At 70.6% G+C, this 10892-nt stretch carries 11 protein-coding genes, 1 pseudogene and 1 riboswitch; of the genes and pseudogenes, 6 read left to right on the top strand and 6 right to left on the bottom strand.

Features of this window, described 5'->3' with window-relative positions; translation table 11 throughout:
- Positions 1 to 24 precede the first annotated feature (24 nt).
- The 4 genes from CSR00_RS09670 to CSR00_RS09655 all read right to left on the bottom strand — a co-directional run bounded on the left by CSR00_RS09670 (position 25) and on the right by CSR00_RS09655 (position 2823).
- Positions 25 to 561 (bottom strand): transglycosylase family protein, encoded by a 537-nt coding sequence (locus tag CSR00_RS09670; protein ID WP_099022174.1) that lies wholly within the window; start codon positions 559 to 561, stop codon positions 25 to 27.
- 9 nt (positions 562 to 570) lie between these two features.
- Positions 571 to 757, bottom strand: a riboswitch (cyclic di-AMP (ydaO/yuaA leader).
- A gap of 254 nt (positions 758 to 1011) precedes the next feature.
- Positions 1012 to 1344: a MoaD/ThiS family protein gene (locus CSR00_RS09665; RefSeq protein ID WP_099022173.1), complete on the bottom strand. Its 333-nt coding sequence runs from the start codon at positions 1342 to 1344 to the stop codon at positions 1012 to 1014.
- Position 1345: 1 nt separating this feature from the next.
- Positions 1346 to 2413, bottom strand: a complete 1068-nt coding sequence (moaA, locus tag CSR00_RS09660) for a GTP 3',8-cyclase MoaA (protein WP_099022172.1) — start codon at positions 2411 to 2413, stop codon at positions 1346 to 1348.
- Positions 2410 to 2823: a YccF domain-containing protein gene (locus CSR00_RS09655; protein WP_099022171.1), complete on the bottom strand. Its 414-nt coding sequence runs from the start codon at positions 2821 to 2823 to the stop codon at positions 2410 to 2412. Before CSR00_RS09655 ends, moaA begins: the two co-directional genes overlap by 4 nt.
- Before the next feature lie 167 nt (positions 2824 to 2990).
- Between CSR00_RS09655 and CSR00_RS09650 the strand changes: the two genes are divergently transcribed.
- The 5 genes from CSR00_RS09650 (at position 2991) to eutC (ending at position 7713) form a co-directional block, all read left to right on the top strand.
- Complete coding sequence (locus CSR00_RS09650; protein WP_099022170.1) at positions 2991 to 3401, top strand: cold-shock protein; 411 nt, start codon at positions 2991 to 2993, stop codon at positions 3399 to 3401.
- Between the two features lie 61 nt (positions 3402 to 3462).
- Positions 3463 to 4467, top strand: coding sequence for a glutathione S-transferase family protein (locus CSR00_RS09645; RefSeq protein WP_099022186.1), 1005 nt, complete (start codon positions 3463 to 3465; stop codon positions 4465 to 4467).
- 45 nt (positions 4468 to 4512) lie between these two features.
- A complete protein-coding gene (locus CSR00_RS09640) occupies positions 4513 to 5283 on the top strand; it encodes a deoxyribonuclease IV (RefSeq protein WP_099022169.1) in 771 nt (256 codons plus the stop codon).
- A 253-nt stretch (positions 5284 to 5536) separates the two neighbouring features.
- Positions 5537 to 6946 carry an ethanolamine ammonia-lyase subunit EutB gene (locus CSR00_RS09635; RefSeq protein ID WP_099022168.1) on the top strand — a complete coding sequence of 470 codons (1410 nt, stop codon included), beginning with the start codon at positions 5537 to 5539 and terminating at the stop codon, positions 6944 to 6946.
- Entirely contained in the window at positions 6943 to 7713 is a 771-nt protein-coding gene (gene eutC / locus CSR00_RS09630) for an ethanolamine ammonia-lyase subunit EutC (RefSeq protein ID WP_099022167.1), read from the top strand. The genes CSR00_RS09635 and eutC overlap by 4 nt, the downstream gene beginning before the upstream one ends.
- A 66-nt stretch (positions 7714 to 7779) precedes the next feature.
- On the opposite strand, the gene CSR00_RS09625 is transcribed toward eutC, so the two are convergent.
- Both CSR00_RS09625 and CSR00_RS09620 read right to left on the bottom strand, forming a co-directional pair.
- Entirely contained in the window at positions 7780 to 8274 is a 495-nt protein-coding gene (locus CSR00_RS09625) for a DUF2771 domain-containing protein (protein ID WP_099022166.1), read from the bottom strand.
- Positions 8271 to 9964 (bottom strand): annotated as a pseudogene (locus CSR00_RS09620) (MFS transporter). The gene CSR00_RS09625 and the pseudogene CSR00_RS09620 overlap by 4 nt, the downstream one beginning before the upstream one ends.
- A gap of 118 nt (positions 9965 to 10082) precedes the next feature.
- On the opposite strand from CSR00_RS09620, the gene CSR00_RS09615 reads away from it, so the two are divergent.
- A complete protein-coding gene (locus CSR00_RS09615; RefSeq protein WP_407662412.1) occupies positions 10083 to 10877 on the top strand; it encodes a DUF3027 domain-containing protein in 795 nt (264 codons plus the stop codon).
- Positions 10878 to 10892 lie beyond the last annotated feature (15 nt).

The following is a 10892-nucleotide window of genomic DNA, read 5'->3' as shown; positions in this document are numbered from 1 at the left end:
CCTGAGGCGGACTACGAGCACCGCCTAGGTTTGGTGGGCGCGGAGATGTGTATAAGAAACGGGCGCAACGTGGTTGCCGACGCCCCCCAGCCCGCCGATGCCCCGATCGACGGGCCCGGCCGGCTGAACGTTCAGGCCGGGCCCGTCGATCGGGGCATCGGCGGGCTGGGGGGCGTCGGCAACCACGTTGCGCGGCGTCGCGCCGGACAGGCCGCGACCGCAGACCGGCCAGGCGCCGCGGCCCTGAGTGGCCAGCACGCGCTCGGCGACCGCGATCTGCTCGTCCTTGCTGGCCAGATGCGCGGCCGGGGCGTATTCGCCGCCACCGTGGGAGGACCATGTGCCCGGGGAGAACTGCAGTCCGCCCTGATAGCCGTTGCCGGTGTTGATCGCCCAGTTGCCGCCGGACTCACAGCGCGCGACTGCGTCCCATTCGCCGTCGGTGGCGGCGCCGGCGTGCCCGGCGAGGACGATGCTGCCCCCACCCAGGACTGCGCCGGTGAAGGCGATCTTTGCGACGTTGGTGGCCGATGTAGTGGGCTTGCGATGCCGTCCACTCATAGGTCAGGTAGGTCCTCTCTGTCTGCGCCTACGGAGTCAGCTGTCGGGTTCGGGCTGGAGAGGTTGCCCGGCCGTCCTCGATCCCGTCGGGATCGTTTCCGGCTTCACCCCAGGAGCCGCGAGCGGCCCCAGGTCCTCACTTCGGTGGACCCGGTGGGTCCCCCGTCTCCGTCCGATTGTTCGTCGTCGGTCCCCTTCTTCGCGGACGGAGCTAGGCGCTCAAAGAGGGGGAGGGCCTGCCGCTCGGAACTGCTCGGCGGGCTTGGAAGTCGACGGTAACGGGCGGTGGGGGACCCGTCACCTTTTGATTCCCTGTGTGTTTCCGTTGGCGGCAAATCTTAAAAGGACTCTAAATCCCCACGACGCGACGCCGTTCTCCCAGGTCGGCAGGTGACCATTGGTGCGATTCGGTCAATTCGTTACTGATTCGTGATGTGAGGTAAATCACTGTCAGCCCCCCGCGAATGGGGGCAGCACGTCGACCGTCTGACCGTGCTCCAGACGTCGCTCCAGGTCGCGAACGGCCACGCCATCGCACAAAAACGAACACCGGGGCAGCACCCGGGCGAGCTCGCCGCCGCGACCCCGGAGTCGCTCGGACAGTGCGGCGACGGTCGCGCCGGCGGGCAACACGGCGGGCTCTTCGTCGACACCGGCCGCTGCCCGCGCCGCGGCAAAGAACCGGACAGTGAGAGTCACATGAGTCTCTGCCGTCTCTGTGGCCGTTTCTGGGGCTGTCTGGGGAGGTGTCCGTGTCGCTGTCTTCGCGTGCGAATCGACCATGTCAGCCGCCGATCGCGCTCATGGGCCGCTCCGGTTGGACGAACCCGGGATCGTTGATGCCGTGGCCGGCCGCCTTGCTCCACATCGCCGAGCGCCACGCCGCCTCCAGGGCGGCGTCGTCGGCGCCGTCGCGCAACAGCGAGCGCAGATCGGTCTCGGTGGTGGCGAACAGGCAGTTACGCACCTGTCCGTCGGCGGTCAGGCGGGTGCGGTCGCACGCGGCGCAGAAGGCCTGCGACACCGAGGCGATCACCCCCACGCTCGCAGGGCCGCCGTCGACCTGCCACAGCTGCGCCGGGGCCGAGCCGCGGGGGCGGGGGTCGGGCGTGAGGTCGAAGTGGTGTGAGAGCGCGGTCAGGATGTCCTCGGCGCTCAGCGCCTGGCCGCGGCGCCACTGGTGGCCGGCGTCCAACGGCATCTGCTCGATCACCCGCAGCTGGTATCCGTGTTCGACGCAGTAGCGCAGCAGCGCCACCACGTCCTCGCGCCCGGTGTCGGGATCGAGCACCGCGTTGACCTTGACCGGTCCCAGCCCGGCGCGCTGCGCCGATCGCAGCCCGGCCAGCACGTCGGCGAGCCGGTCGCGGCGGGTGATGGCGGCGAACCGTGCGGCATCCACGGTGTCCAGGGAGACGTTGACGCGGTCGAGGCCGGCGGCGGCCAGCGCCTCGGCGCGGTGCTTGAGGCCGAGTCCGTTGGTGGTCAGCGCGATCTCGGGGCGCGGCACCAGGGCCGCGGTGGCCGCCACGATGTGCTCGAGGTCGCGGGCCAGCAGCGGTTCCCCGCCGGTGAACCGCACGTTGGTGATCCCCAGCCGGGTGACCGCGACCCGCAGCAGCCGGGTCAGCTCCTCGGGGGAAAGCAGGCGATCGTCGGGCAGCCAGTCCAAACCCTCGGCCGGCATGCAGTAGGTGCACCGAAGGTTGCAGCGGTCCGTCAACGACACCCGAAGGTCGGTGGCGACCCGGCCGAACGTGTCGATCAGCGGGCCCTCTCGCGGGGCCTCTCCCGCGGCCCCCCGTGCGGCCGGCTTGAGCACCGAGGGCAGTCCCAGGGCGGTCACCGTCATGTGGGTACCTCGATACCGCGGTAACCCTGCCGGGCCTGGTCGACCGGAATGATGTCCTTGCCCAGCGGCACCAGCGACACCGGGATCATCTTGAGGTCCGCCAGCGCCAGCGGGATCCCGATGATCGTGACCGCCATGGCGACGGCGCTGACCAGATGGCCCAGCGCCAGCCACCATCCGAACAGAATGATCCAGATGACGTTGCCGATCACGGCCCCGGCGCCGGTGTCCGGCTTGTCCACCAGCGTGCGGCCGAACGGCCACAGGGCGAACGACGCGATCCGCAGCGCGGCGAAACCGAACGGGATCGTGATGATCAGGACGAAACAGATCAGCGCCGCCAGAAGGTAGCCCAGCGCGAGCCAGAGACCACCGAAGATCAGCCAAATGACGTTCAGGATCAGGCGCATACTTCCTCCAAGGGTAGGGCCAGCCTACCGAGGGAACTGAGGTGCTGGCCGGACTGTCGGCCGAGTAGGATCAGCAGTCAATCGCGTCCTGCGAAGGCGGGACGCTTAATTATGTGACGAGGCTGGTCGCCGCGACCGGCGGCCCGTAGGACAAGCAGGTGAGACCAGTGCCGACCGGCAGGGTGAAGTGGTACGACCCCGAGAAGGGCTTCGGCTTCCTGTCCCAGGAGGACGGGGAAGACGTGTACGTCCGCTCGTCGGCGTTGCCTGCGGGTGTCGACGGGCTCAAGGCGGGTCAGCGGGTGGAATTCGGTGTGGCCTCGGGTCGGCGCGGACCGCAGGCGCTCAGCGTCAAACTGATCGACCCGCCGCCGAGCCTGTCGCGGACCCGCCGCGAGGCCAGCACCCCGGAGCACAAGCACAGCCCCGACGAGCTGCACGGGATGGTCGAGGACATGATCACGCTGCTGGAGGGAACCGTCCAGCCCGAACTGCGCAAGGGGCGCTACCCCGACCGCAAGGTGGCCCGCCGGGTGTCCGAGGTCGTCAAGGCGGTCGCTCGGGAACTCGACGCGTAGCCGGGGCAAGACCTCGGCGGCCGGGCCCGTCGGGAAGGCGAAGGCGGGAAAGGCGGTGACCATGGCGTCCTACGTGGCCGGTGGCGGCGAATTCCGGCGCGACACCAACTACATCACCACGCGCATCACCGCCGACGGCCGTGACGGCTACCCGGTGCAGCCCGGCCGCTACCGGCTGGTGGTGGCGCGGGCGTGCCCGTGGGCCAACCGCGCGATCATCGTGCGGCGGCTGCTCGGGCTCGAGGACGTGCTGTCCATCGGCTTCTGCGGCCCCACCCACGACGAGCGCAGCTGGACCTTCGATCTGGACCCGGGCGGGGTGGATCCGGTACTGGGCATTCCCCGGCTGCGCGACGCCTACCTGAAGCGCTACCCCGACTACCCCAAGGGCATCACGGTGCCGGCCATCGTCGACGTCCCCACCGGGCAGGTCGTCACCAACGACTTCGCCCAGATGACCGTGGACCTGTCCACGCAGTGGAGCGCCTACCACCGGGCGGGGGCCCCGCAGCTGTATCCGGAGGCGCTGCGCGAGGAGATCGACCGGGTCGCCCACCGCGTGTACACCGAGATCAACAACGGGGTCTACCGGTGCGGGTTCGCGGGCTCGCAGCGGGCCTACGACGCCGCCTACGACCGGCTGTTCTCCGCGCTGGACTGGGTGAGCGACCGGCTGGCCGCGCAGCGCTATCTCGTGGGCGACACGATCACCGAGGCCGACGTCCGGCTGTTCACCACCCTGGCCCGTTTCGACGCGGTCTACCACGGCCACTTCAAGTGCAACCGGCAGAAACTCGCCGAGATGCCGGTGCTGTGGGCCTACGCGCGTGATCTCTTCCAGACACCGGGCTTCGGCGACACGATCGACTTCGTGCAGATCAAGCAGCACTACTACATCGTGCACGCCGACATCAATCCCACCCGCGTGGTCCCCAAGGGGCCCGACCCGACCAACTGGCTGACCCAGCACGGCCGTGAGTCGCTGGGGGGCCGCCCGTTCGGCGACGGCAGCCCTCCCGGGCCGACCCGCCCCGGAGAACGGGTGCCCGTCGGGCACGGCGCCTGACCGCCGGCCCCTTCTCCCGCGTCCGTGCCGACCTAGTCTGGAGGCATGGCTCTGTTAGGCGCACACGTCGACTCCGTGGATCCACTGGCTGCCGCACAGTCCGCCGGCGCCGAGGTCATCCAGTTCTTCCTCGGTGACCCCCAGAGCTGGAAGAAACCCGTCGAGCATCCGGACTCCGAGGCCCTGCGCGCCAGCGATCTCGGCATCTACATCCATGCGCCGTACCTGGTCAACGTGGCCTCGACCAACAACAAGATCCGGATCCCGAGCCGCAAGATCCTGCACCAGCACGCCGCGGCCGCGGCCGCCGTCGGCGCCAAGGGGCTGGTCGTGCACGGCGGGCACGTGACGGCCAAGGATGATCCCAGGGTCGGTGTGGACAACTGGCGCAAGCTTTTTGAGCGTGCGGAGGCCGACGGTGGTTTCCCGTTGCCCATTCTGATCGAGAACACCGCGGGCGGCGACAACGCGATGGCGCGCAGGTTCGACCGCCTTGCGATGCTCTGGGACGCGGTGGGCGAGTTCGGGCCGGGCTTCGTGCTCGACACCTGCCACGCCTGGGCCGGGGGCGAGAAGCTCGTCGAGATCGTCGACCGGGTCAGATCGATCACCGGACGCATCGACCTGGTGCACGCCAACAACTCCCGCGACGCGTTCGATTCCGGCGCCGACCGGCACGCCAACTTCGATTCGGGCACCTTTGATTCGGATCTCATCGCCACCGTGTGCCGCGACGCCGGGTGCGACGTGGTCGTCGAGACCCCCAGCGCCGGCCATGCCGGCGACCTGGAGTTCCTGCGTAAGCACCTGCGCTGACGGCCCGACCCGGCATCGGTGGACAGGCCCACGGCGGGGCGATACGGTGAACATCCAAAGGTTGTTCTACCTACCTTTAGAAGCCGCTCAACGGTGAGTGCGGGCACCGCCGACCGTCGGGTGTGAGGGCGCACGTCACCGACGCCGACGCGGGGAGCCCCACGGCCGCAACCGAATTCAATCGGCAGGAGCGCGAGATGGCATCTCACCGGCCCGGATGTCGGCCTGGAGGTCACGGCGTCGGGGTGGTGACATGACCTATCGCCAGACGATCTCCGGCACGTCCTACGAATTCGACGGGCTGGTGGACCTGATGGCCAAGGCCACCCCGGCCCGATCGGGTGACCAGCTGGCGGGCTGCGCCGCCGAGTCCGACGCCGAACGCGCCGCGGCCGCGTGGGCCCTTGCCGACCTGCCGCTGGAGGTCTTCCTCAACGAGGAGCTCGTCCCCTACGAGACCGACGAGGTCACCAGGCTCATCATCGACGGCCACGATCGGCAGTCCTTCTCGGCCGTATCGCATCTGACGGTCGGTGGGCTGCGGGACTGGCTGCTGGAGACGGCCGCCCGCGCCGACGCCGCCGAACGGATCGCCGGTGTGAGCGCGGGGCTGACACCGGAGATGGTGGCGGCCACCTCGAAGATCATGCGCAATCAGGACCTGATCGCCGTGGCCGCCGCGACCGTCGTCACCGCCGCCTTCCGGACCACCATCGGCCGGCCCGGGACGCTGGCGACCCGACTGCAGCCCAACCATCCCACCGACGACCCGCGCGGCATCGCCGCGGCGACACTGGACGGTCTGCTGCTGGGCTGCGGTGACGCCGTCATCGGCATCAACCCCGCCACCGACTCGCCGCAGGCCACCGCCGAGCTGCTTGTCCTGCTCGACGAAATCCGCTGCCGCTTCGAGATTCCCATGCAGTCGTGCGTGCTGGCCCACGTCACCACCACGATGGAGCTGATCGAGGCCGGCGCCCCGGTCGATCTGGTGTTCCAGTCCATCGCCGGCACCGAGGGCGCCAACGCCGGCTTCGGGGTCAATCTGTCGATGCTCGCGGAAGCCAACGAGGCCGGCCGCTCGCTGGGCCGCGGCACGGTCGGCGGCAACGTCATGTATCTCGAGACCGGCCAGGGTTCGTCGTTGTCCGCCGGGGCGCACCTGGGCACCGGCGGCCGCCCGGTCGACCAGCAGACCCTGGAAGCCCGCGCCTACGCGGTGGCCCGCGCCCTGGACCCGCTGCTGGTCAACACCGTGGTGGGATTCATCGGGCCGGAGTACCTCTACGACGGGAAGCAGATCATCCGGGCGGGGCTCGAGGACCACTTCTGCGGCAAGCTGCTCGGCCTGCCGATGGGGGTCGACGTGTGCTACACCAACCACGCCGAGGCCGACCAGGACGACATGGACACCCTGCTGACGCTGCTCGGGGCGGCGGGGGTCGCCTTCGTCATCACGGTGCCCGGGGCCGACGACGTGATGCTCGGCTATCAGAGCCTGTCGTTTCACGACGCGCTGTATGCCCGGCAGGCCCTGAAACTCCGCCCGGCACCGGAATTCGAAACCTGGCTGGCCGGGCTCGGCATGGCCGACGGCGCGGGGCGGATCCTGCCGGTGGACGCCGCCGGTTCTCCGCTGCTCGGATTGGCGGCGGGCCGGTGAGCGCCGATGGGGTCCCGGTCGCCGACGTCTGGGAGCCGCTGCGGCGCACCACCCAGGCGCGGATCGGGCTGGGGCGCGCGGGCAACGCCCTGCCCTCCCGGCGGGTACTGGAGTTCAAGGCGGCGCACTCGGCGGCCCGCGACGCCGTGCACCTGCCGTTGGACGCCGACGGGCTCGCCGAGCAGGTCGAGGAACTCGGGATCGGCGCGCCGGCGCGGGTGAGCAGCTGTGCACAGACGCGCGGCGAGTACCTGCGCCGCCCGGATCTGGGACGCACCCCGGGCGACCTGAGCGCGCTGACGCGGTGCGGGGCCGATATCGGCTTCGTGCTGGCCGACGGCCTGTCGCCGCGGGCGCTGATCGATCACGGCCGCGGCCTGCTGGCCGCCCTCATCGAGGAGTTCGACGGGCGCTACCGGCTGGCGCCGCCGGTCATCGCCACCCAGGCCCGGGTCGCGCTGGGCGACCACATCGGCGCCGCACTCGATGCGGCCACCGTGGTGATGATCATCGGGGAACGCCCGGGCCTGTCGGTCGCCGACAGCCTGGGGATCTACCTGACCCACCTGCCGCGGCCGGGCCGCACCGACGCCGACCGCAACTGCGTGTCCAACATCCACCCGCCCGACGGGTTGAGCTACGCGCGCGCCGCGAGCATCACCGCGGCCCTGGTGTCCGGGGCCCGCAGGCTGGGACGCTCGGGCGTGGCGCTCAAGGACACCTCACGGGCCGAGATCGCCGACGGCGGCGTGACGGCACTGGAGTAGACGGGCGCTGGAGTAGACGGGCACTGGACTGGACGGGGCCGGATCGGACGGGGGCCGCGGCCCCGGTCACTTCTGGACCGTCTGCACCGACCACTCGGCGTGGGGCATCTCGAACACTTCCCCGTTCTGGTCCTGCACCAGCGTCATCAGCTGGACCACCAGCTGCATCAGCGGTCCGCGGTTGGCATCGACGGCGGGCACGGTCACCGCCAGCCGGGTGTCGGGGCGGAACACCCGGATCGTGGTGTCGCGCGGATCGCGGTAGACGAGCACCAGCCGCCACGGCGCGCGGGCGATGGCCTGCGGTACCGACAGCTGGACCGGGTCGCGCGGGTTGGTGTGCAGCACACCCTCGTCGTGGGCGTCGTCGCAGTCGTTGAGATCGAGGACGTTGCAGTACAGCGACGGACCCACCCGCACCAGCTGGCCGGCGGTGAAGGCGCTGATCTGGGGGCGGTCGGGGCCACCGTCGTCGCGGGAGAGCAACCAGGCCACCAGGCCGGCCTCGGCGCCCGCGATCACCAGGGTGACGGCGAGCACCGCCGCTAGGGTCTTCTTCACTTCTTCGTCACCACGGTGTGTGCCTCGGTTCCCGGATGGCGGGGATGGCCGCCCTCCTGTTCGACCATGACGGGCCGGTTGCCGCCCAGCCCCGGGATCAGCGACTGCCCGTGGAAGCTGACGACCGTCTGGGCCAGCCCCGGGATCAGCAGCGCGGTGATGGCGGTGAACCCCACCCACAGATCGGTGTAGACCAGCACGCCGAGTGCACCCCCGAGCACCCAGGACAGCTGCAGGATGGACTCCGAGCGGCCGAACGCCGAGGCGCGTGACTCCTCGGGCAGGTCGTCCTGCAGCGAGGCATCCAACGACGCCTTGGCGATCGCGCTGGACCCCGAGGTGACCAACGTCGCCGCCGCGGCGACCAGCAGGTTTCCGGTCAGCGCGGTGATCAGGGCCAGCGCCGTCACCGCGACGGTGCAGCGCACCACCAGAACCGCCGGGCGGCCCAGCTTGAGCCGGGCGGCGGTGAAGTTGCCGGTGAAGTTGCCGATCGCGGCCGCCGCCCCGATCAGGCCCAGGATGGCCAGCTGCTGCCATCCGGACGCCTGATGGGACTTGGCGACGAACGCCGGATACAGGAACAGGAACCCCACCATCGTCTTGATGGTGCAGTTGCCCCACAGCGAGGTGATGATGTTGCGGCCCAACGGCTGCCGCGGTGGTGCGTCGGGGGCGCGCTGCGGCTCGTGCGGGTGGCGCCGCAGGGGGTTGCTGCGGTCGTGGTAGCTCAACGTCGTGGGCACCTCGCCCGCGGTGACCTCGACCCAGCTGGGAATCTGCATCGACAACCAGGCGCCGGCCAACGCGACCACCACGATGACGAACAGCGCGCCGGGCAGCTGGAACAGGCTGCTCATCGTGTACTCGACGCCGGCGGCCACACCGCCGCCGACGATCGTGCCGCCCAGCAGCCCGAACACCGTCAGCCGCGAGTTCACCCGCACCAGGTCGATGGTGGGTGGCATCACCCGCGGGGTGACCGCCGAACGCAGCACCGAGAAGGACTTCGAGAGCACCATCATCCCCAGCGCGCAGGGATAGAGCACCCATGACGGGAAGCTGCCCGTCGCGCCGTCGTAGTTGTTGATCAGCACCAGCACCAGCACCAGGCGCAACCCGAACGACAGCGCCAGCGCGGCCCGGCGACCGTGCTGGAGCCGATCCAGGGCGGGCCCGATCAACGGGGCGATCACCGCGAAGGGTGCGATGGTGATCAGCAGGTACAGCGCCACCCTGCTCTTGCTCTCCGCGGAGGCCGCGGCGAAGAACAGGGTGTTGGCCAGGGCCACGGCCATCGCCGCGTCGACGGCGAAGTTGGCCATGGTCGGCCAGGTCAGCGCCGTCAGCCCCGACTTGTCGGCTCCGTCGGCGGTGGCGGCGCGATGCACCAGGCCGTACATCTTCGAGCCCATCTCGCGGCTGCGCTGGGCGGCCGCCCGGGTGACGGTGACCCGTCCCGCGTCCTCGCCGCTGCCGCTGCCGCGTCCGTCGCGCCGCGGCGGTTCGGTGCCGGGCGGCCCAGAGCCTGGATCGTGGCGCGGTTCGTTGAGCGGCGGCAGATACCGGTTGGCGCTCGGGCCCGCCGGCCTGCGCGGTCGGCGCAGATCCGACTGGTCACTGGGGTAGTTGGCCATGCCGGGGTGCTGGCCGGCCCGGCCGTGCGCCTGCCCGGATCCGGGGCCCGCACTCGGATGATCACGCCGGGGTCCTGACACGTCGCCAATTCTTCCCTATCGGGGCCCCCGGATGCGGACAGGCAGGCGGGTGTGGCTGACTCCGGCCGTCTCAGGCACTATGGGGCGGTGATGGACAGCGCGACCGAACCCTCCGAACAGACCGCGGGGATGCCCTCGGACCCCGTTCCGCAGGCGCTGGCCGAGCTGCTCACCAGCGCCGTGAGTGCCGCCCGGTCGGCCGTCGAGGAGTACAGCGGCGAGGACGCCGTCGGTGACTACCTGGGCGTCTCCTACGAAGACTCCACCGCCGCGACGCATCGGTTCCTGGCCAGGATGCCCGGCTACCAGGGCTGGCAGTGGGCGGTGGTGGTGGCCGGCTACCCGGGCGCCGAGCACGCCACGATCAGCGAGGTCGTGCTGGTGCCGGGGCCCACGGCGCTGCTGGCGCCGCAGTGGGTGCCCTGGGAGCAGCGCGTCAAGCCCGGCGACCTGAGCCCCGGCGACCTGCTGGCCCCGCCCGGTGCGGATCCGCGGCTGGTTCCGGGCCACACCCTCAGCGGGGACCCGGCGATCGACGACGTCGCCGCCGAGATCGGTCTCGGCCGCCGTCAGGTGATGAGCGCCGACGGGCGCGCCGACGCCGCTCAGCGCTGGCACGACGGCGACTACGGTCCCGACTCGGCGATGGCGCGGTCCACCAAGCGCCTGTGCCGGGACTGCGGATTCCTGCTGCCGCTGGCCGGTGAACTCGGCACGATGTTCGGCGTCTGCGGAAACGAGATGTCCGCCGACGGGCACGTCGTGGACTTCAGCTACGGCTGCGGCGCGCATTCGGACACCCCGCCACCGGCCGGGGCGGGCTCACCGCTCTACGACCCCTACGACGACGGGGTGCTCGACGTGGTGGACAGCCCGGGTTCCTGACCCGCTCGGCGCCGC

Origin of the sequence: Mycolicibacterium palauense (assembly GCF_002592005.1) — a bacterium.
Taxonomy (GTDB): domain Bacteria; phylum Actinomycetota; class Actinomycetes; order Mycobacteriales; family Mycobacteriaceae; genus Mycobacterium; species Mycobacterium palauense.
This window is presented reverse-complemented; position numbering and strand designations above follow the sequence as displayed.

Bases quoted from the DNA above. Each gene is read 5' to 3' on its own strand.
- moaA (WP_099022172.1), bottom strand. From the start codon at position 2,413: ATGACGGTGACCGCCCTGGGACTGCCCTCGGTGCTCAAGCCGGCCGCA.
- CSR00_RS09670 (WP_099022174.1), bottom strand. From the start codon at position 561: ATGAGTGGACGGCATCGCAAGCCCACTACATCGGCCACCAACGTCGCA.
- CSR00_RS09645 (WP_099022186.1), top strand. From the start codon at position 3,463: ATGGCGTCCTACGTGGCCGGTGGCGGCGAATTCCGGCGCGACACCAAC.
- CSR00_RS09665 (WP_099022173.1), bottom strand. From the start codon at position 1,344: ATGGTCGATTCGCACGCGAAGACAGCGACACGGACACCTCCCCAGACA.
- CSR00_RS09655 (WP_099022171.1), bottom strand. From the start codon at position 2,823: ATGCGCCTGATCCTGAACGTCATTTGGCTGATCTTCGGTGGTCTCTGG.
- CSR00_RS09640 (WP_099022169.1), top strand. From the start codon at position 4,513: ATGGCTCTGTTAGGCGCACACGTCGACTCCGTGGATCCACTGGCTGCC.
- CSR00_RS09615 (WP_407662412.1), top strand. From the start codon at position 10,083: ATGGACAGCGCGACCGAACCCTCCGAACAGACCGCGGGGATGCCCTCG.
- CSR00_RS09635 (WP_099022168.1), top strand. From the start codon at position 5,537: ATGACCTATCGCCAGACGATCTCCGGCACGTCCTACGAATTCGACGGG.